This window comes from Serratia bockelmannii, assembly GCF_051803255.1.
Classification (GTDB): Bacteria; Pseudomonadota; Gammaproteobacteria; order Enterobacterales; family Enterobacteriaceae; genus Serratia; species Serratia bockelmannii.
The window spans coordinates 4,300,869-4,320,819 of record NZ_CP196512.1 but is presented as its reverse complement, the minus strand read 5'-3'; the positions used below and the strand labels follow the sequence as shown (position 1 = coordinate 4,320,819).

Annotated in this window: 16 protein-coding genes; 7 read left to right on the top strand and 9 right to left on the bottom strand. The window is 60.4% G+C overall.

The window, feature by feature from the left end:
- The first annotated feature begins 10 nt into the window (after positions 1–10).
- Positions 11–1,780 carry an ABC transporter permease gene (locus ACSJLU_RS20570; protein WP_025304187.1) on the top strand — a complete coding sequence of 590 codons (1,770 nt, stop codon included), beginning with the start codon at positions 11–13 and terminating at the stop codon, positions 1,778–1,780.
- Positions 1,773–2,843, top strand: coding sequence for an ABC transporter ATP-binding protein (locus tag ACSJLU_RS20565; protein ID WP_025304186.1), 1,071 nt, complete (start codon positions 1,773–1,775; stop codon positions 2,841–2,843). The genes ACSJLU_RS20570 and ACSJLU_RS20565 overlap by 8 nt, the downstream gene beginning before the upstream one ends.
- A 30-nt stretch (positions 2,844–2,873) precedes the next feature.
- Here ACSJLU_RS20565 and ACSJLU_RS20560 read toward each other — a convergent pair whose 3' ends face one another.
- The 5 genes from ACSJLU_RS20560 to ACSJLU_RS20540 all read right to left on the bottom strand — a co-directional run bounded on the left by ACSJLU_RS20560 (position 2,874) and on the right by ACSJLU_RS20540 (position 9,587).
- The gene (locus tag ACSJLU_RS20560; RefSeq protein ID WP_164064143.1) at positions 2,874–3,839 is read right to left on the bottom strand and encodes a PDR/VanB family oxidoreductase; all 966 of its coding nucleotides are present in this window, start codon (positions 3,837–3,839) and stop codon (positions 2,874–2,876) included.
- A gap of 41 nt (positions 3,840–3,880) precedes the next feature.
- Positions 3,881–5,329, bottom strand: a complete 1,449-nt coding sequence (locus tag ACSJLU_RS20555) for an NAD-dependent succinate-semialdehyde dehydrogenase (protein ID WP_380827002.1) — start codon at positions 5,327–5,329, stop codon at positions 3,881–3,883.
- 46 nt (positions 5,330–5,375) lie between these two features.
- A complete protein-coding gene (locus ACSJLU_RS20550; RefSeq protein WP_025304183.1) occupies positions 5,376–6,500 on the bottom strand; it encodes an aromatic ring-hydroxylating oxygenase subunit alpha in 1,125 nt (374 codons plus the stop codon).
- Positions 6,501–6,526: 26 nt separating this feature from the next.
- A complete protein-coding gene (locus ACSJLU_RS20545; RefSeq protein WP_380827006.1) occupies positions 6,527–8,137 on the bottom strand; it encodes a BCCT family transporter in 1,611 nt (536 codons plus the stop codon).
- A 364-nt stretch (positions 8,138–8,501) separates the two neighbouring features.
- Entirely contained in the window at positions 8,502–9,587 is a 1,086-nt protein-coding gene (locus ACSJLU_RS20540; protein WP_049296204.1) for a tartrate dehydrogenase, read from the bottom strand.
- 82 nt (positions 9,588–9,669) lie between these two features.
- On the opposite strand from ACSJLU_RS20540, the gene ACSJLU_RS20535 reads away from it, so the two are divergent.
- The 4 genes from ACSJLU_RS20535 (at position 9,670) to fbaA (ending at position 14,387) form a co-directional block, all read left to right on the top strand.
- Entirely contained in the window at positions 9,670–10,629 is a 960-nt protein-coding gene (locus ACSJLU_RS20535) for a LysR substrate-binding domain-containing protein (RefSeq protein WP_269149643.1), read from the top strand.
- Between the two features lie 311 nt (positions 10,630–10,940).
- Positions 10,941–11,957 (top strand): erythrose-4-phosphate dehydrogenase, encoded by a 1,017-nt coding sequence (epd, locus tag ACSJLU_RS20530; protein WP_004931582.1) that lies wholly within the window; start codon positions 10,941–10,943, stop codon positions 11,955–11,957.
- 70 nt (positions 11,958–12,027) lie between these two features.
- Positions 12,028–13,191 (top strand): phosphoglycerate kinase, encoded by a 1,164-nt coding sequence (gene pgk / locus ACSJLU_RS20525; protein WP_439041023.1) that lies wholly within the window; start codon positions 12,028–12,030, stop codon positions 13,189–13,191.
- Positions 13,192–13,307: 116 nt separating this feature from the next.
- Positions 13,308–14,387 (top strand): class II fructose-bisphosphate aldolase, encoded by a 1,080-nt coding sequence (fbaA, locus tag ACSJLU_RS20520; RefSeq protein WP_025304179.1) that lies wholly within the window; start codon positions 13,308–13,310, stop codon positions 14,385–14,387.
- Positions 14,388–14,442: 55 nt separating this feature from the next.
- On the opposite strand, the gene ACSJLU_RS20515 is transcribed toward fbaA, so the two are convergent.
- Positions 14,443–15,111: a DUF1345 domain-containing protein gene (locus ACSJLU_RS20515; protein WP_025304178.1), complete on the bottom strand. Its 669-nt coding sequence runs from the start codon at positions 15,109–15,111 to the stop codon at positions 14,443–14,445.
- 205 nt (positions 15,112–15,316) lie between these two features.
- Between ACSJLU_RS20515 and mscS the strand changes: the two genes are divergently transcribed.
- A complete protein-coding gene (mscS, locus tag ACSJLU_RS20510) occupies positions 15,317–16,183 on the top strand; it encodes a small-conductance mechanosensitive channel MscS (RefSeq protein WP_342096829.1) in 867 nt (288 codons plus the stop codon).
- Positions 16,184–16,265: 82 nt separating this feature from the next.
- Here mscS and ACSJLU_RS20505 read toward each other — a convergent pair whose 3' ends face one another.
- The 3 genes from ACSJLU_RS20505 to ACSJLU_RS20495 form a co-directional block, all read right to left on the bottom strand.
- Complete coding sequence (locus ACSJLU_RS20505) at positions 16,266–17,615, bottom strand: MFS transporter (protein ID WP_049206153.1); 1,350 nt, start codon at positions 17,613–17,615, stop codon at positions 16,266–16,268.
- A 187-nt stretch (positions 17,616–17,802) separates the two neighbouring features.
- Positions 17,803–18,834 carry a methionine synthase gene (locus ACSJLU_RS20500; RefSeq protein ID WP_025304175.1) on the bottom strand — a complete coding sequence of 344 codons (1,032 nt, stop codon included), beginning with the start codon at positions 18,832–18,834 and terminating at the stop codon, positions 17,803–17,805.
- Positions 18,835–18,859: 25 nt separating this feature from the next.
- Entirely contained in the window at positions 18,860–19,837 is a 978-nt protein-coding gene (locus ACSJLU_RS20495) for a DUF1852 domain-containing protein (protein WP_025304174.1), read from the bottom strand.
- Positions 19,838–19,951: the final 114 nt, after the last annotated feature.

The window sequence follows — 19,951 nt, the reverse complement described above, 5'->3', positions numbered from 1 at the left end:
GGGAGCATTTATGCAAGCATGGCGCAGAAAGTGGCAGAGCCTGCCGCGCGGCCTGGTGGTGTTGATAACCGCGCTGGTTATCTATGTCCCCCTGTCGTTTATCATCATTCAAAGCTTCCTCTCGGCACCGTTTTTCTCTCCCTCCAAGGTCTTCAGCCTGGAGGCCTTCGAGTTCATCTTTACCGATCCGGATTTCTACAAGGCGCTGAAAAGCGGCTTTATTCTGGCATTCGGCCTGGTGATTATCGCCATCCCGCTCGGCGGCATTTTGGCCTTCCTGATGGTGCGCACCGATCTGCCGGGGCGGCGGATCATCGAACCGCTGATTTTGGTGCCGATCTTCGTGTCGCCGATGGTGCTGGGTTTCGGTTACGTGGTGGCGGCGGGGCCGGTCGGCTTCTTCTCGCTGTGGGCGGAGGCGCTGCTGGGTTTCGTGCCGTGGAACATCTATTCGATGGCCAGCATCGTGGTGATAGCCGGGTTGACGCACGTGCCCCACGCGTATCTGTACATCTCCTCGGCGCTGCGCAGCGTGGGCTCCGACGTTGAAGAAGCGGCGCGCACCGCCGGCGCTACGCCGCTGCAGGTGATGACCGCCGTCAGTCTGCCGATGGTGCGGCCGTCTATCTTGTACGCCGGGGTGCTGCTGTTCTTCCTCGGGCTGGAGGTGTTCGGCCTGATGCTGGTGCTGGGCGATCCGGAAGGCAACCTGGTGCTGGCGACCTACCTGTATCAGTTGACCAACAAGCTGGGTACGCCTTCTTACCACCTGATGGCGGCGGTAGCGGTGGTGCTGATCTGCATCACCATTCCATTGGTGATGCTGCAGCGCAGGCTGATGCGTACCGCCAACCGTTTCGTCACCGTCAAGGGCAAAGCCTCGCAGGCGCGCGCGCTGCCGCTGGGCAAATGGCGCTGGGTGGCCGGCGCGGTGGTGATGTTCTGGCTGACCGTGACCATCGGCGTGCCGCTGATCGGCGTAGTGCTGCGCGCCTTTATCTCCAACTGGGGCGTGGGCGTGTCTGTCTGGGACGAACTGTCGATCAACACCTTCCGCACCATCTGGGCGCAACCCAACCTGCTGCGCGCCATCGTCAACTCGATGGCGATCGGGGTGATCGGCGGGGCGCTGGCGGTGGCGTGCTATCTGTTTATCGGCATTGCCATGCACCGCAAGCCGGATGGCGCCACGCGCTTCCTCGACTACAGCGTGCTGGTACCGCGCGCGGTGCCGGGGCTGCTGGCCGGCCTGGCGTTCCTGTGGGTGTTTCTGTTCCTGCCGATGTGGCTGGACAAATCGCTTAAGGAAGGCTGGCTGTCCGTGCTGCCGATGGCCGAGTGGCTGCGCGAGAACGTGATCGTCTGGCTGCGTTCGCTGCGCAGCACCATCTTCAGCGTGTGGCTGGCCTACACCGTGGTGTGGATGGCTTACGGCCTGCGGCTGATCTCTTCCACGCTGCTGCAGGTGGGGCCGGAGCTGGAGGAGGCGGCGCGCAGCGCCGGCGCCAGCCGCGGCCAGATCACCCGCCACGTCACCATTCCGCTGTCGCGCTACGGCCTGATCGGCTCCTGGTTGCTGATGTTCCTGATCTTTGAACGCGAATATTCCACCGGGGTGTATCTGCTGTCTCCGGGCACGGAAACCATCGGCTCGATGCTGGTTTCCCTGTGGGCCGCGGGCGCTATCGATATCGTCGCCGCGCTGTCGTTCATCAATATCCTGCTGGTGGTGTTGGGGCTGGGGATCGCCTTGCGCTTTGGAGTGAAATTACATGATTGAACTTTCGGTAGAGAATCTGCATTTGACCTATGGCGACAACCCGGTGTTGAAAGGGGTGTCGATGGATCTGAAACGGGGCGAAGTGGTCTCGCTGCTGGGCCCGTCGGGCAGCGGCAAAACCACGCTGCTGCGGGCGGTAGCCGGGCTGGAGAAACCGAGCCAGGGGCGGATCGTCATCGGCAACAGCGCGGTGTACAACGGCAGCGCACGCAGTGAAATTCCCGCCGAAGAGCGCAATCTGGGGCTGGTGTTTCAGTCCTACGCCCTGTGGCCGCATAAAACGGTGTTTGAGAACGTCGCTTACCCGCTGAAACTGCGTAAGACCGCCTCGGCGGAAATCGCCCAGCGGGTGCAGGCGGTGCTGGATCAACTCGGGCTGGGGCATTTGGCCAAACGCCATCCGCACCAGCTCTCCGGCGGCCAGCAGCAGCGCGTGGCGATCGGGCGCGCGCTGGTCTACAACCCGCCGGTGATCCTGCTGGATGAGCCGCTGTCCAACCTCGACGCCAAGCTGCGCGAAGAGGCGCGGGTATTCCTGCGCGAGTTGATCATCAAGCTCGGTCTGTCGGCACTGATGGTGACTCACGATCAGAACGAGGCGATGGCCATTTCCGATCGCATCCTGCTGCTCAATAACGGCAAAATCGAACAGCAGGGCACGCCGCAGGAGATGTACGGCTCGCCCACCACGCTGTTCACCGCCGAGTTCATGGGCAGCAACAACCGGTTGCCGGGCAAGGTCGTCGCGCTGGAAGGCGATCGGGCGCGCATCGAAGGTAAGGATTGGGCGCTGTGGGGCAAAGCGGGCGAAGGCGTGCAGGTCGGGCAGGAGGGCACGGCGGTGATCCGCGTCGAGCGCGTGCGGTTGGGCGAAGATCCGCAGGGCAACCAGCTTGAGCTGCCGTTGCTGACCAGCATGTATCTCGGCGATCGCTGGGAATACCTGTTCCGCACCGTGGCCGAAGATTTCGTGGTGCGTGCCTATGGCCACGAGGCGCGCGATCGGGCGCTGTGCCGGCTCTCCCTGCCGGCCGAGCATCTGTGGATATTCCCGAAAGCCTAACCAGGACGCCCGCCGATGCGGGCGCTCCGTTTACAAATCCAGCACCAGCCGGCTGCCTTTGGCGCGCGAGCAGCAGATCAACAGGGTCTGCTGCGCCGCGCGCTCTTCCTCACTGAGATATTGATCGCGGTGATCGGCTTCCCCTTCGACGATGCGGGTTTCGCAGGTGCCGCAAATGCCTTCGCGGCACAGGCACTCGACCCTGGCCGCCTTGCTGTTTTCCAGCGCCTGCAGGATGGTCATGTCTTGCGCCACTTCAAGCTCAATGCCCGATCGAGCCAGCACCAGCGTAAAGGCGCCGCCCGCTGTGTCTTCGGCGGCGAAGGCTTCGCTGTGCAAGCGACCGGCATCGATACCCCGTTCGGCGGCGATCCGGTAGACCGCTTCATTTAGCGCCGCCGGGCCGCAGACGTAGATATGGGCGCCGGGTTCCACATCGGCCAGCGTGCGCGCCAGATCCAACCGGCCGCCAAGGCTGGAGACATGGCAACTGACGTTGTCTGCGAACGGCGCTTGCATCAGCTGCTGCTGGAAGGCGTTGTGTTCCTCGCTGTGGAAGCAGTAGTGCAGATGGTAGCGTTGGCCGCTGCGTTGCAGCTCATGCAGATGGGCCATAAACGGCGTGATGCCGATGCCGCCGGCGATCAGCACGTGATGTTGCGCCTCCGGCGCCAGCGCGAACAGGTTATTCGGGGTGCTGATGGTCAGCGTATCGCCGACCGCCAGCCGGTCATGCATGAAGTCGGAACCGCCTTTGGAAGGGGACTCACGGCGCACGGCGATCTGGTAACGGTCGAGCTCGAACGGTGAGCTCAGCAGCGAATAGGCGTTGCTGTAGCGCTGCTCGCCGTCCTGCATTTGCACGATGATGTGGCTGCCGCCGCTGAAGGCGGGCAGCGGGCGGCCTTGCGGATCCGCCAGGGTAAAGCGCTTGACCTGTGCGGTGACGGTTTCGATGTCGACGACGCGAACATCAAGCATCTGATAGCTGGTCATTCATTGGCTCCAAAGCGCGGGCGTCCCCGCGCATGAAAAAGTTATACCGCCTGGCACAGGTATTTGAGCTCCAGATAGTCTTCGATGCCGTATTCGGAGCCTTCACGCCCCAGCCCCGACTGTTTCACCCCGCCGAACGGCGCCACCTCGTTGGAGATAAGCCCGGTATTGATGCCGACCATGCCGTACTCCAGCTGTTCCGAAACGCGCCAGATGCGCGCCGCATCGCGGGTGTAGAAGTAAGCGGCCAAGCCGTAGATGGTGTCGTTGGCCTGACGGATCGCCTCGGCTTCGTCATCGAACACTACCAGCGGCGCGACCGGGCCGAAGATCTCTTCTTCCAGCAGCAGCGAGCCGGGCTGCACGTCGCCCAGCACCGTCGGCGTGAAGAAATTGCCGCCCAGCGCGTGCGGCGTGGCACCGGTCAGCACCTGAGCGCCTTTGCTCAGCGCGTCATCGAGCAGCTCCAGCACCTTGTCGCGTGCCTTGCGGTTGATCAGCGGGCCGATCTGCACGCCGGCTTCGAAGCCGTTGCCGACCTGCAGCGCCGCCACGCGGGCGACAAACTTCTTGGCGAACTGCGGGTAAACGCCGCGCTGCACGTAGAACCGGTTGACGCAGACGCAGGTCTGCCCGGCGTTGCGGTATTTGGCGATCAGCGCGCCTTCCACCGCGGCATCGATGTCCGCATCGTCAAACACGATGAACGGCGCGTTGCCGCCCAGCTCCAGCGACACTTTCTTGATGGTGTCCGCGCTCTGGCGCATCAGCAGCCTGCCCACCGGCGTGGAGCCGGTAAAGCTGAGTTTGCGCACCTGCGGGTGGCGAGTCAGCTCGGCGCCGATCGCCTGTGAATTGCCGGTCACCACGTTGAATACCCCGGCGGGAATGCCGGCGCGTTCGGCCAGCTCGGCCATCGCCAGCGCCGAATAAGGGGTTTCGTTGGCGGGTTTGACCACCAGCGTACAGCCGGCCGCCAGCGCCGGCGCGGCCTTGCGGGTGATCATCGCCGCCGGAAAGTTCCAGGGCGTGATCGCCGCGCACACGCCGATGCCCTGTTTCAGCACCATCAGGCGTTTATCGCTGCTCGGCGACGGAATGATGTCGCCGTTGGCGCGCTTGGCCTGTTCGGCGAACCATTCGATAAAGGAGGCGGCGTAGCGGATCTCACCCAGCGATTCCGCCAGCGGTTTGCCTTGCTCCAGCGTCATCAGGTTGGCCAGATCCTGCTGGTGCTCCAGCATCAGTTCGAACCAGCGGCGCAACAGCTGCGCGCGCTGTTGCGCCGGCAGCGCGCGCCAGCCTTCCAGCGCCTGCTGGGCGGCGTCGATCGCCTGTTCGGTTTCGGCCGTCGCCATGTTGGGCACTCTGCCGATTGGCCGGCCGGTGGCGGGATCGCTCACCGGCAGGGTTTCCTGGTTGTCGGCGTCGCGCCATTGGCCGTTGATATATGCCTGTTGGCGGAATAGCGCCCGATCGGAAATTTTCACAAGAACCTCACAAGTCAGGGGAAAGGGGCCCGCGGGCCCCGTCGCATCAAGGTTGATAAACCTGCGCCAGCAGGTTGTGGAAGTGGGCGATGCCGTGTTCGCTGACGCCGCTGCCGGCGCCGTCGGCCATGATGCGCCCCTGGCCGCGATAGCCGCGCGACTTCAGGCCTTTTTGCACGCTTTCCACCAGCCGCAAATCTTCCGGGCGGAACACGTCGCGGTACCAGTCGATCAGTTTGAGCTGTTCGTCGCTCAAATCGGTGTTGGTGAAGTAGATGTCGTAGTGCTGCAGGGTGGTTTCCGCATCGACCGGGAACTCATAGATCACCGTCATCATGCCTTCCAGCGGCGGCATGTTGAACATGGTGCACGGCCACAGCCAGATGCCGTGGAAGCTGGATTCTTTGCCCTCTTCAAACTTGAACGACTGCTCGGAAGGGCGGGCGTAGCCGAACTGCAGCGTCCAGTTGCCGTGCAGGGTGTGCCAGTAGCGATCGACCTGCACCGAGTCGGCGAAGCCGGGGTGTGCCGGGCCGCAGTGGTAGCACTCGAGGTAGTTGTCGACGATGTTCTTCCAGTTGGCCGGAGTGCGGGTGACGAAGCGTGCCGCCAGCTTGAGATCGTCGACCTGCGGGCAGGCCTCGCGCACTTTGGCGCCGAGGCCCGGCAACTGGTCTTCCACCGTGCCGGCCTGCGAGTCCAGATTGACGTAAATAAACCCGGCGTACTCTTCGACCCGCACCGGCATCAGGTGCGAGTTTTCCTTATCAAAGTTCTGCACGTTTTCGCAGTTGCGCGCGTGCGCCAGCTCGCCGTCCAGCTTGAACGCCCAGGCGTGATAAGGGCAAGTGATGACGTTCTTCGCCCGGCCGTCGCCCGCCAGCAGTTGGTGGCCGCGGTGCGGGCAGACGTTGTAAAAGGCGCGCAGCACGTTGTCGCGGCCGCGCACCACCAGAATGTTTTCACCGATGATCTCGCGGGTGATGTAGTCGTTCGGTTGGGCAAGCTCGCTGCGGTGCGCCACACAAATCCAGCTGGTGGCGAACACCTGCTCTTTTTCGTGCTCGAACGCCGCCTGGTGGGTATAGAACCGGGCTGGAATGGTGTAAGCCTCGCGGGCGTCGGCGCAGAAATCTTTCGGTAAGGTAAATTCAGGGATCAGAGTGCTCATAAGTTAACCTTCCTCTTTTCTTATTGTCATTTCGCCATAGGGCGCGGTTGATACGACGATGGAGCGGGGAGTTCGGCGGCCGCCGGTGCTTCGGGCAGCGCCGGCGGGCTGCTTTCGGTCAGGTGCGCCGGGATGGCCGCGTAGTCCTGCTTTAGCCAGCGGGCAAAGCCGTAGGTTTTCACCAGCAGCACCAGCAGGAACGGCAGCGCGGTCAGGATCACCGTGGTTTTCATGGTGTCCAGCGAGGCGCCGGTAAACAGGATCGACAGCGGGATCAGGGTGATCACCACGCACCAGAACAGGCGCAGCATCGGACTGGGATCTTGCCCCTCCTGCAGGTTGCGGGTGCTGGTGGCGGCCATGGTGTAGGCCACCGCGTCCATGTGCGAGGCCAGGAAAATGATCATGATGAACAGATAGGCGGCCAGGAACAGCTTGCCGAGCGGCAGCGCCGTCAGCAGCATCTGCACGGCGGTTTCGCCACCCTGGGTGCTGAGGATCTCCGGCACGTTGAGCTGCCCGCTGATGAACTGGTGCATGGCGTAGCTTTCCAGCGAGCCGAAGAAGAACCAGCAACCGAGGGTGCTGCCGAGCAACAAGGCCCAGATCACCTCTTTAATCTTGCGGCCGCGCGAGACGCGGGTGACGAACATCGCCACGCCCGGGGTATAGGAGATCCACCACAGCCAGTAGAACACCGTCCAGCTGCGGCTGAAGCTGCCGTCGCCCATCGGATCGGTGAACAGGCTCATCTGCAGGAAGTTTTGCGCCGTCAGGCCGATGGCGTTGATGGTGTTGTTGATGGTGAACTCGGTCGGGCCGACCAGCAGCACCAGCCCGGCGAAGGCGAAGGCACCCCAGCCGACCATTTTGCTCAGGCGCTGCATGCCGCCGTCGATGCCGATGTAAGAGCTGAGACAGAAGATCACCGCGGCCAGCAGGATCACCGTCGCCTGCACCACGAAATTGTCCGGGATGCCGGTCAGTGCCGTCAGCCCACGGGTAAAGGTAGAGGCCGTCAGCACCAGTGAAATGGTGAGGGCGCCGACGGTGGCGACCAGGAAGATCAGATCCACCAACCGCCCGATCGGGCCGTTGGCGCGCACACCGGTGATGGCGGAAATGATCCCCGATAGGCTGAGCCCTTTGTTCTTACGCACGTGGAAGTGGTAGGCCATGATCAGCGAGGCGAGGGCATAGGTCGCCCAGGCGCTCAGGCCCCAGTGGAAGAAGGAGTAGCTGATGCTGTATTCCAGCGCCTTCGGGGTGCGCGGCGCGATGTTCAGCCCCGGCGTCTGGTAATAATACGCCCATTCCATCACCCCCCAGTACAGGGTGGACGAGCCCAGGCCAGCGCAGATGAACATGAACAGCCAGGCTAACGTGGAGTACTGCGGTTTGCCTTCGCCGAGGCGGATGTTGCCGTATTTGCTCAACGCCAGATACAGCACCACCAGCAGGGCGATCAGCACCAGGATTTGAATGGTTGAGCCGAACAGCCGGGTGACGCCGTTGAAAATGGTGTTGGCGATAAGCGCGGATTGAGCTGGAAAGAGCATCAGGCAAATGGCGATCAGCGCAATACTGCACAGGCTGATGGCGATGAGCGTGACATCCTTTTTAGGGGTGCTCTGCATGGGAGTGAACTCCTGTTATCGGTGGTGGGCCGGTGCGCGAAGCGTAGGGTGCGCCCGGGCCTTATTGGTTTGAACCCTTTGTTTTGTTACACCGCGAGGAGCAACCGCCCCGGCAGAACGCCACCGGAAATGTTTACTCTTCATTAACATTTTTGAGTGTGCACAAATTACGGGAGGGCCACAATTGGGGCATCTGTAAAAGGATAAAACACAGTATGTAAACAATTTGTTGTGATCTTGGCCGGGGTATTGGCGTGCTTTCTGCGGTGGTTTTCAACGGATTTGCGGCGGCGATCGAAGCGGAAAAGCGGACATGGCAAAGCAGGGCGCGAAAACGCGCCCTGCGCAGGAAAATCAGCGGTGTTTAGCGTTGCAGCAGGGCGGCGATCGCCTGGCCGACTTGCTGAGTGGAGGCATCGCCGCGCATATCCGGCGTGCGCGGCCCGTCGGCGATGATGCGCTCGATCGCCTGCAGGATGCCGTCGTGTGCCTGGCGGTAACGGGCATCGCCGTCGCCGAGGAAGTCCAGCATCATCGCGCCGCTCCAGATCATGGCGATCGGGTTGGCGATGTTTTTGCCGAAAATGTCCGGCGCCGAGCCGTGCACCGGCTCGAACAGCGACGGGAAGTTGCGCTCCGGGTTCAGGTTGGCCGACGGCGCAATGCCGATAGTGCCGGTGCAGGCCGGGCCGAGATCAGACAAAATATCGCCGAACAGGTTGGAGGCCACCACCACGTCGAAGCGTTCGGGGGTCAGCACGAAGCGCGCGCATAGAATATCTATGTGCTGCTTGTCCCAGGCGATGTCCGGATACCGGCGCGCCATCTCCGCCACGCGCTCATCCCAGTACGGCATGCTGATGGCCATGCCGTTGGACTTGGTGGCTGCGGTCAGGCGCTTGCGCGGGCGCTGTTGCGCCAGCTCAAAGGCGTACTTGAGGATGCGGTCCACGCCCTGACGGGTGAAGACCGATTCCTGGATCACCATCTCGCGTTCAGTGCCTTCGAACATCCGTCCGCCGAGCGAGGAGTATTCCCCTTCGGTATTTTCGCGCACCACGTAGAAATCGATATCGCCCGGCTGTTTGTTCGCGAGCGGGCAGGGCACGCCGGGAAACAGCCGTACTGGGCGCAGGTTGACGTACTGCTCGAAGTCGCGGCGGAATTTCAACAGCGACCCCCACAGCGAAATGTGATCGGGCACCGTATCCGGCCAGCCGACGGCGCCGAAGTAGATGGCATCGAAGCCCTTGAGCTGCTCAAACCAATCGTCCGGCATCATCTGGCCGTGGTGCTGGTAGTAGTCGCAGCTGGCCCACTCGAAAGTGTCGAATTCCAGCGACAGATCCCAGCGCGCCGCCGCCGCTTGCAACACTCGTATGCCTTCCGGCAACACTTCCCGCCCGATACCGTCCCCGGGGATGGCGGCAATTTTATAGGTTTTGCTCATACAGAGGTCTCATTTGTAGGTAGGGGAGATTGACAACACTCTTATCCTATAATTGACTAACTGTTAATCAACCCTGAAAACGGTGAAACATAAAACACGAATCATGAACAATATGCCGATCCTGAGTGACCTGCGGGTGTTCGTGCTGGTGGCGCGCCGCGCCGGGTTTGCCGCCGCCGCCGAAGAGCTGGGCGTGTCGCCGGCCTTTATCAGCAAACGCATTGCGTTGCTGGAAAAAGCGCTGGACGTGTCGTTGCTGCACCGCACCACGCGGCGAGTGGCGATCACCGAAGACGGCGAACGCATCTACGAATGGGCGCAGCGCATTCTCAACGACGTCGATCAGATGATGGACGAGCTGTCCGAGGTGCGTCAGGCGCCGCAGGGCATGCTGCGCGTGGTCAGCAGCTTCGGCTTCGGCCGGCGTTTCGTGGCGCCGGCGCTGTCGGCGCTGGCGCGGCAGTACCCGCAGCTGGAGCTGCGGCTCGACGTGTCCGATAGGCTGGTGGATCTGGTCAGCGAAGGGTTCGATCTGGATATCCGCATCGGCGACGATATCGCCCCCAATTTGATTGCGCGCAAGCTGGCGGACAATCAGCGCATCTTGTGCGCTTCGCCGGCGTACCTGCAGCGCCACGGCGTGCCGAAAAACCCGGCGGAGCTGGCGGGCCGCACCTGTTTGGTGATCAAGGAACGCGATCACCCGTTCGGGCTGTGGCGGCTGCAGGGGCCGGGCGGCGAAGAGACGGTGAAGGTGACGGGGGCGCTGGCGTCGAACCACGGCGAGATCGTGCACCAGTGGTGCCTGGACGGGCAGGGCGTTGCGCTGCGTTCCGCCTGGGACGTAAAAGAGAACATCGACAGCGGCAGATTGGTGCACATCCTGCCGGAGTATTATCAGCCGGCCAACATCTGGGCGGTGTACGTTTCCCGGCTGGCAACGTCGGCGAAAGTGCGGGTGACGGTCGAATTTTTGCGCGACTATTTTCGTGAGCACTACGGCGAAACGGGGCCGGCGAGCGAAAATTCGTCGCGGTCTTGAGGCCAAAAATGTGCGCCAGATCATCTTATGCTCGTAAAACTCCCGTCCGTTACCTGAGGAACTGTCGCACCTGTTCCTTTTGCCAAAACTTTGGTTTATGCTCAGCTGAAGCGTTTCAGTTGAAGCACTCTTCAACAGAAATGCCGATGTGACGGCGGTGAAAAACCGCTGAAGCGCGGGAATAATGCAAACTCGGCGATTCACAGCGGGCGGTACGATCCACTACTCTATGCGGGTTAGTGAGACAACCAGTCAGCGCCGGGCGGCGCCGGTGAGTCACCCGGCGTGGACGGCCCTTTTTCAGGAGCAGCATGACCATCCGCATAGCGATAAACGGCTTTGGCCGCATCGGCCGCAGCGTATTGCGCGCACTGTACGAATCGGGACGACGGGCGGAAATCTCCGTCGTGGCGATCAACGAGCTGGCGAACGCCGAAGGCATGGCCCATCTGCTGAAGTACGATTCCAGCCACGGCCGCTTTGCGTGGGATGTGCGGCAAGAGTGCGACACGCTGAGCGTCGGAGACGACGCGATTCGCCTGTTGCACCAGCCGGCGGTGGAGCAGTTGCCCTGGGGCGAGCTGGGCGTCGACGTGGTGCTGGACTGCAGCGGCGTGTACGGCAGCCGGGCGGATGGCGAAGCCCATCTGGCGGCGGGGGCGAAGAAAGTGCTGTTCGCCCATCCGGGCGGCAACGATCTGGACGCCACCATCGTGTTTGGCGTCAACCATCAGACGCTGCTGGCGGAACACCGCATCGTGTCCAACGCCTCGTGCACCACCAACTGCATTATTCCGGTGATCAAGCTGCTGGACGACGCCTACAGCATCGAGTCCGGCACCGTGACCACCATTCACTCGGCGATGAACGATCAGCCGGTGATCGACGCGTATCACGCGGATTTGCGGCGCACCCGCGCGGCGAGCCAGTCGATCATTCCGGTCGATACCAAGCTGGCCGCGGGCATCACCCGCATCTTCCCGCAGTTTTGCGATCGCTTCGAGGCTATCTCGGTGCGCGTGCCGACCATCAACGTGACGGCTATCGATCTTAGCGTCAGCGTGAGCGCCGCGGTGAAGGTGGCGGAGGTCAACCAGCTGTTGCAAAAGGCCGCACGGGAATCATTTCGTGGTATAGTTGACTACACGGAATTACCATTGGTCTCGATTGATTTTAACCATGACCCGCACAGCGCTATCGTCGACGGTACGCAGACCCGGGTCAGCGGGCAGCACCTGATAAAGACCTTGGTCTGGTGCGACAATGAATGGGGCTTTGCCAATCGGATGTTGGATACAACACGGGCAATGGCCGCCAGCGGTTTCTAGTACGGCGGCGCCGGCGTGATTGGCGCGCTGCTCAGGCAATTTTATAGAGATTCAATAAAGAGGGTTCACCATGTCTGTAATTAAGATGACCGATCTGGATCTGGCGGGTAAACGCGTACTGATCCGCTCCGATCTGAACGTGCCGGTAAAAGACGGTAAAGTGACTTCCGACGCGCGTATCCGCGCTTCCCTGCCGACTATCGAAGCTGCGCTGAAGCAAGGCGCCCGCGTGATGGTAACCTCCCACCTGGGTCGTCCTACCGAAGGCGAGTACAACGAAGAATTCTCCCTGCTGCCTGTGGTCAACTACCTGAAAGATCATCTGAAATCCCCAGTGCGTCTGGCGAAGGATTATCTGGATGGCGTCGACGTCGCCGAAGGCGAACTGGTGGTGCTGGAAAACGTCCGCTTCAACAAGGGCGAGAAGAAAGACGACGAAACCCTGTCCAAGAAATACGCGGCGCTGTGCGACGTGTACGTGATGGACGCGTTCGGCACCGCGCACCGCGCGCAGGCTTCCACCCACGGCGTGGGCAAGTTCGCGCCTGTCGCCTGTGCCGGCCCGCTGCTGTCCGCCGAGCTGGAAGCGCTGGGCAAGGCCCTGGGCAACCCGGCCCGTCCGATGGTCGCCATCGTGGGCGGCTCTAAAGTCTCCACCAAACTGACCGTGCTGGATTCCCTGTCCAAAATCGCCGATCAGCTGATCGTCGGCGGCGGCATCGCCAACACCTTCGTGGCGGCGCAGGGCAACAACGTGGGCCAGTCCCTGTACGAACCGGATCTGATCCCGAACGCGCAGAAACTGCTGGAAACCTGCGACATCCCGGTTCCGACCGACGTGCGCGTGGCGACCGAGTTCTCTGAAACCGCGACCGCGACCGTGAAGCAGGCCAACGAGATCCAGGACAACGAGCAAATTCTGGATATGGGCGACGTCTCTGCCGAGCGTCTGGCCGTTATCCTGAAGAACGGCAAGACCATTCTGTGGAATGGCCCGGTTGGCGTATTCGAGTTCCCTAACTTCCGTAAGGGCACCGAAATTGTCGCCCGCGCGATCGCCGATAGCGACGCTTTCTCTATCGCTGGCGGCGGCGACACTCTGGCAGCCATCGATCTGTTCGGTATCGCTGACAAAATTTCCTACATCTCCACCGGCGGTGGCGCATTCCTGGAATTCGTTGAAGGGAAACCGCTGCCTGCAGTCGTGATGCTGGAAGAGCGCGCTAAGCAGTAATTCAGACAACGGGAGGCGAAAGCCGCCCGTTTGTTTTATACCGCGCGGCTCACGCTGCGCGGCGTGAAAACATCGATTTACATCCATCTACGGCCGACGAAACAGGACAAAGTAACATGTCTAAAATTTTTGATTTCGTAAAACCGGGTGTCATCACGGGTGATGACGTTCAGAAAGTCTTCGCAGTTGCTAAAGAGAACAACTTTGCGCTGCCAGCGGTAAACTGCGTGGGTACCGACTCCATCAACGCAGTGCTGGAAGCCGCGGCTAAAGTGCGCGCGCCGGTTATCGTTCAGTTCTCCAACGGCGGCGCCGCGTTCATCGCCGGCAAAGGCGTGAAGACCGATGTGCCTCAGGGTGCAGCGATTCTGGGCGCTATCTCTGGCGCACATCACGTTCACCAGATGGCTGAACACTACGGCGTGCCGGTGATCCTGCACACCGACCACTGCGCGAAGAAACTGCTGCCATGGCTGGACGGCCTGCTGGACGCCGGCGAGAAGCACTTCGCCGCTACCGGCAAACCGCTGTTCTCTTCCCACATGATCGATCTGTCTGAAGAATCTCTGGAAGAAAACATCGAGATCTGCAGCGCCTACCTGAAGCGCATGGCCAAAATCGGCATGACGTTGGAAATCGAACTGGGCTGCACCGGCGGTGAAGAAGATGGCGTGGACAACAGCCATATGGACGCTTCCGCACTGTACACCCAGCCGGAAGACGTGGCTTACGCGTACGAAAAACTGAACGCCATCAGCCCGCGCTTCACCATCGCAGCCTCCTTCGGTAACGTGCATGGCGTGTACAAGCCAGGCAACGTTAAGCTGACTCCGACCATCCTGCGCGATTCTCAGGATTACGTGTCCAAGAAATTCAACCTGCCGCACAACAGCCTGAACTTCGTGTTCCACGGCGGTTCCGGTTCTACCGACGCAGAGATCAAAGAGTCTGTGGGTTACGGCGTGATCAAAATGAACATCGACACCGACACCCAATGGGCGACCTGGGATGGCATCCTGCAGTACTACAAAGCGAACGAAGCTTACCTGCAGGGCCAGCTGGGCAACCCGAAAGGCGCCGATCAGCCGAACAAGAAATACTACGATCCACGCGTATGGCTGCGCGCAGCGCAGACCAGCATGGTGACGCGTCTGGAGCAGGCTTTCAAAGATCTGAACGCGGTAGACGTTCTGTAATCTTCGGCACCTGTTGCACGTGCATAAGGCTCCCTGCGGGGAGCCTTTTTCGTTTTCAGCCCAGCAGGCCGGCACCGACGTTGATCGACAGGCCCAGGATCAGCATGTTGAACACGAACGAAATAACCGACTGCACGAGCGCGATTTTACGCACCTCCGCGGCGCCGACCGCCACGTCGGCCGTTTGCGACGCGACCGCGATGGTGAAGGAGAAGTAGGCGAAGTCCAGATAGGTCGGCTCGGTGAGATTGCCGGGAAACAGCAGCGGCAAAGGATCCTGCTGTGCGCCCTGACGGTAAAACTGATGGGCATAGTGCATGGTGAAGGCGGTCGGCAGCAGCAGCCAGGAGACTGCCAGCGTTGCGCCGGTTAACGCCAGATGTAGCGTTTTCAGCGAGTCGCTGGCCTGTTTGGCGCTGCTCAATTCGAACAGGATCGCCAGAATGCTCACCAGACAACCGAAACTGACCAGCGCCAACACCGTGCTGGCGCTTTCATCCTGTCGCCGAGCGATCTGGCGAATGTGCTGCGGTGTGCTGACCAGCATCAGCCGCCAGAGAAACAGCAGATAGAGCCAGGCCAGCGTATTCCAGCCGATCATTAGGCGCTGCAGCAACGAGAGCTGGGCGGGCAGCAGCAGAAAGCACAGCAGCCCGGCGCCGACGGAAAACAGCAGCCTGGGCCGCACTTGCCAATAGTGTTTGAGCGAAGAGCGAATGTGCATGAAGAACGGATCCCTTGTCGTGAAATAGCCAACGCGCTGTTTTCAGCATAGAAGACGCGGCGGGCGGTTTCGGCTATTTTTAACGCTGACGGTTGGCATGAGCCTTTAATGTTGGTTACCCTTAGGCGGTGGTTTCCTACTGGCTGCCGAGGCCAGTGTATTTTTGCGAGTTTCTCCCGTTAGGGACTGAGTTAGGACGACACGAATGAAAGATTTGAATGTAGTAGACGGCATCAACGGTGCCGGCAACTGGTTGGTGAAGAACCAGGATCTGTTGATCCAGTACGCGGTGAATATCGTCGCCGCCATCGTTATCCTGATCATCGGTTCGATCGTGGCCCGCGTGGTCGGCAATGCGCTGAACCGCGTGATGAAACTGCGCGGCATCGACGCCACGGTGGCAGACTTCCTGTCGGCGATCGTACGTTACGGCGTGCTGGCGTTCACCTTCATCGCGGTGCTGGGGCGCGTCGGCGTGCAGACCACCTCGGTGATCGCCGTGCTGGGTGCCGCCGGTTTGGCCGTCGGTCTGGCGCTGCAAGGCTCGCTGTCTAACTTCGCCGCCGGCGTGCTGCTGGTGATCTTCCGCCCGCTGCGCGTGGGTGAATATGTCGATCTGGGCGGCGTGGCCGGTACCGTCGATCAGGTGCAGATTTTCTCCACCACCCTGCGCACCGCAGACAACAAAACCATCGTGGTGCCGAACGGTAAAATCATCGCCGGCAACATCATCAACTACTCCCGCGAGCCGAACCGCCGTGTGGATATCGTGGTAGGCGTGGCCTACAACGCCGATATCGACGTGGTGAAGAAGGTGCTGGGCGATGTGATCGCCGCCGACAAGCGCATCATGCACGCTAAAGGCGTGACCGTGCGACTGAACGAGATGGCGCCATCTTCCCTGAACTTTGTGACCCGTTCCTGGACCACCAATGCGGAATACTGGAACGTGTACTTCGATCTGATGGAAAACTTCAAGCGCGCGCTGGATGCCAACAACATCGGCATTCCGTTCCCGCAAATGGACGTGCACCTGTATCGCACTGAAGACGCTTCCGCCAAGGCGGAATAACACAGAAGGGGGCCTTGGCCCCCTTTTTTTACTGCAGGCCGAGACGCTACCGATGGCGTCTCGGCCTTTTCTTTTAGGGCGGTCAGATGTCCGCTGCCGGCTCCGTGAGCGGCACGCGGCGGCGCAGGCTGAGGCGATAAAGCAGGAAGATGGCGGCGGCGCCCAACAGCGCCGGCAGCGCCAACCAGAGGAAGAACACCTCCGTCGAGCCGGCGGCGGTCATCATCCAGGCGCCGAGCATTGAGCCGACGATCGAGCCAAAGCGGCCATTGGCCATGGCCCAACTGACGCCGGTCACGCGGGCTGCGGTCGGGTAAAGGGTGGCGGAAACCAGGTTCAGGCCGTTCTGCGCGCCGGCCACGCCGAAGCCGATAAGGAACACGACGGCGGCCAGCGTGTAGACGTCGCCCATCAGATACCCGGTGGCGCCAATCACCAGCGCGGCACCCAGGTAGGAGACGGCCAGCACGCGGTAGGGCCCGACCCGATCCATCAGCAGCGCCATCAGAATGGCGCCCAGGGTGCCGCCGAGCGGCACCATCGCGCCGATGCGCGAGGCGTGGGCGATATCGAAACCGGCGTCTTTGAGGATCGTCGGCAGCCAACTGGTGAGCAGGTAAAACACGAACAGCGAACAGAAGAATGCCGCCCACAGCAGCAGGGTGCGCACGGCGCGCCCTTCGATAAACAGGTGCGAGATCGGTGATTTGATCTGCGCCGGACGCTCGTCATCGACAATCGTCACACCGGCCCAACGCTGGCCGGTGATACGCTCGACCACCCGGCGCAGCCGATCGGCATGTTTGGCGCTGGCGGCCATAAAGCGTACTGATTCGGGCATCTGCCAGGCCAACAGCGGCAGCAGCGCCAACGGCGCGATGCCACCGACCAGCAGCAGGCCGCGCCAGCCGAACGCCGGGATGATCTGCCCGGCCAGCAGGCCGCCCAGGGCTAACCCAGCGGTAAAGCCGCTCCAGCTCAAGGTGACCATCAGCATGCGGCGGCGCGCCGGTGAGTACTCCGAGCTGAGGGTGATGCAAGTTGGTATTGCGCCCCCGAGGCCAATGCCGGTGATGAAGCGCAGCAGGGTCAGGGATTCGATCGAATGCGTATAGGCCGAAGCCAGGGTGCAGCCGCCAAACACCAGCACCGCGACGAGCAGCACGCGTTTGCGGCCGAAGGCGTCGGCGATCGGCCCGAACAGCAGGCTGCCGATCAGCAGGCCGAACAGCCCCGCACCGAAGGCGGGAGAGAGCTGAGCGGGCAGCAGATCCCACTCTTCGCGCAGCGCCGGGGCGATATAGCCGATGATGGCGGTATCGAAACCGTCCAGCAGGGCAATGAGGAAACACAGGGTGAGGATCAGGATTTGGTAGGGGGAGATCCTGGCGCGATCGATGATTTCGCTGATGCGAGCGGTATTTGGGCTCATGGTTATTCCACTGTTATTCGGCTGGTGTGGGCTGGCTGAGGGCTGTTCAGGCCAGGCCTGAACCAAAACCGCTGTGGCTGGCATCGCGTAGAAATCCGAGTATACACCAGAGCGGGGACGTTGCGGGGAGGGGGAATTGATGATAATCGCCCGCCACAGGAGGTGCCTGTGGCGGGCGCTGGCAAGGTTATTTGGCTAACAGCTCTCGGCGCACGATCTCGGCACCTGCGCTTAACGCATTCAGCTTGCCGCGGGCGACCTGACGGGGCAGGGGGGCCATGCCGCAGTTGGTCGACGGATAGAGCTTGTCGGCATCGACAAACTGCAGCGCTTTGCGCAGCGTAGCGGCCACTTCTTCCGGCGTCTCAACGGCATGATTCGCTACGTCGATGGCGCCGACCATCACCTTTTTGCCGCGGATCAGTTCAAGCAGATCCATCGGCACGTGCGAGTTATGGCACTCCAGGGAGATGATATCGATGTTGGACGTTTGCAGTTTCGGAAACGCCTCTTCATATTGCCGCCATTCCGAGCCCAGCGTCTTTTTCCAGTCGGTATTGGCTTTAATCCCATATCCATAGCAGATATGTACGGCGGTTTCACACTTAAGCCCTTCAATGGCTCTTTCCAGGGCGGCAATGCCCCAGTCATTTACCTCGTCAAAGAACACGTTAAATGCGGGCTCATCAAACTGAATAATGTCGACGCCGGCGGCCTCGAGCTCTTTAGCTTCCTGATTGAGGATCTTGGCGAACTCCCAGGCCAATTTCTCGCGGCTTTTATAGTGGTTGTCATAAAGCGTGTCGATCATGGTCATCGGCCCCGGCAGGGCCCATTTAATCGGCTGCTTGGTCAGCTGGCGTAAAAATTTGGCGTCTTCAACGAAAACGGGTTTTTGGCGCGAGACCGCCCCCACAACGGTTGGCACGCTCGCCTCGTAGCGATTGCGGATTTTAACCACTTCGCGTTTCTCGAAATCGACGCCGCTGAGGTGTTCGATAAACGTCGTGACGAAGTGCTGGCGCGTTTGCTCGCCATCGCTGACGATATCAATGCCAGCCTGTTGTTGCTCTGCCAGCGACAAACGCAAGGCGTCCTGTTTCCCTTCGATTAATTCTTCATTCTGCAATTTCCAAGGCGACCACAGGGTTTCCGGTTGGGCCAGCCAGACAGGTTTGGGCAAGCTGCCGGCGGTCGACGTAGGGAGCAATATTTTCATAATAGATGACCTGTATTTGAGTGAATCAAAGCGCGTAGTGAGCAGACCATTGCTCAAGAAGAGGTTTGTAGGGTTTGATAAATTGCTCTTCCGTAAATTTCCCCTGCTCAATCGCTAACTGGCTACGCTCTTCGCGATCGTAAACAATCTTGGTTAATGAATGATCCTGGTTATTCAGGCTTGGCTGATAGCATTGCCCCGCCGCCGAGTTGGCATTGTAAATTTCAGGCCGATAAATTTTCTGGAAGGTCTCCATCGTGCTGATGGTGCCGATCAGTTCCAGATCGGTGTAATCGCTCAGCAAATCCCCGGGGAAATAAAACGCCAGGGGCGCGACGCTATTTTTCGGCATGAAGTAGCGCACCTGCAGGCCCATTTTTTTAAAATACCGGTCGGTCAGCGAAGCGCCGTCTTGCCGATACTCGTCGCCCAACACCGGGTGTTGATTGCCCGTCCGATGGTAGGTGTCTTTGCTGGACACGCTGAGGCAGATCACCGGCGGTTTGCTGAAATTTTCATGGTATTCGTTTGAATTGACGAAGTGCTTAAAGATATTGCCGTGCAAATCGCCGAAATCATCCGGAATGGTAAATTCCGCCGTGTTTTTATTGTGCGCCGGCAGCAAGACGCTAAAGTCGTAGTCGCGCACGTAAGAGGAGAAATTGTTCCCAACGATGCCCTCGATACGCTTTTGCGTTTTTTTATCAATGATGTTGGTTTTCAGGATTTCGATCACCGGGAAGCTGGCACCCTGATCTTCAACGCGCATCTCAACCGAAATGATTTCAAGTTCGACCGAATAGCGGTCGGCCTTGGGGTTATCCCAATGCGCCAACGTATTGAAGCGGTTGTTAATCATCACCAGCGTATTGCGCAGGTTCTCCCGGCGGTTTTCCCCTCTGGCCAAATTGGCGAAGTTGGTGGTGATACGCGTACTTTCAGAAGGGTTATAATCTTCATCGAAAGAACTGCTCTTAATCGTAAAGGTAAAGTCTCTATTCATCGTCTTATAGCATCCTGTTATATGGTATGACGGCTGGATTTATCCATTTTTTTCAATGGGTTGTTTTTCTCTTTTTTTCATTCAGCCGATTTCATATTGTCTGTCGTTAATGAG

Excerpts from the sequence above, each read along its gene's own strand:
- ACSJLU_RS20570 (WP_025304187.1), top strand. The coding sequence starts at position 11 with ATGCAAGCATGGCGCAGAAAGTGGCAGAGCCTGCCGCGCGGCCTGGTG.
- ACSJLU_RS20565 (WP_025304186.1), top strand. The coding sequence starts at position 1,773 with ATGATTGAACTTTCGGTAGAGAATCTGCATTTGACCTATGGCGACAAC.
- ACSJLU_RS20560 (WP_164064143.1), bottom strand. The coding sequence starts at position 3,839 with ATGACCAGCTATCAGATGCTTGATGTTCGCGTCGTCGACATCGAAACC.
- ACSJLU_RS20550 (WP_025304183.1), bottom strand. The coding sequence starts at position 6,500 with ATGAGCACTCTGATCCCTGAATTTACCTTACCGAAAGATTTCTGCGCC.
- ACSJLU_RS20545 (WP_380827006.1), bottom strand. The coding sequence starts at position 8,137 with ATGCAGAGCACCCCTAAAAAGGATGTCACGCTCATCGCCATCAGCCTG.
- ACSJLU_RS20540 (WP_049296204.1), bottom strand. The coding sequence starts at position 9,587 with ATGAGCAAAACCTATAAAATTGCCGCCATCCCCGGGGACGGTATCGGG.
- epd (WP_004931582.1), top strand. The coding sequence starts at position 10,941 with ATGACCATCCGCATAGCGATAAACGGCTTTGGCCGCATCGGCCGCAGC.
- pgk (WP_439041023.1), top strand. The coding sequence starts at position 12,028 with ATGTCTGTAATTAAGATGACCGATCTGGATCTGGCGGGTAAACGCGTA.
- fbaA (WP_025304179.1), top strand. The coding sequence starts at position 13,308 with ATGTCTAAAATTTTTGATTTCGTAAAACCGGGTGTCATCACGGGTGAT.
- ACSJLU_RS20515 (WP_025304178.1), bottom strand. The coding sequence starts at position 15,111 with ATGCACATTCGCTCTTCGCTCAAACACTATTGGCAAGTGCGGCCCAGG.
- mscS (WP_342096829.1), top strand. The coding sequence starts at position 15,317 with ATGAAAGATTTGAATGTAGTAGACGGCATCAACGGTGCCGGCAACTGG.
- ACSJLU_RS20505 (WP_049206153.1), bottom strand. The coding sequence starts at position 17,615 with ATGAGCCCAAATACCGCTCGCATCAGCGAAATCATCGATCGCGCCAGG.
- ACSJLU_RS20500 (WP_025304175.1), bottom strand. The coding sequence starts at position 18,834 with ATGAAAATATTGCTCCCTACGTCGACCGCCGGCAGCTTGCCCAAACCT.
- ACSJLU_RS20495 (WP_025304174.1), bottom strand. The coding sequence starts at position 19,837 with ATGAATAGAGACTTTACCTTTACGATTAAGAGCAGTTCTTTCGATGAA.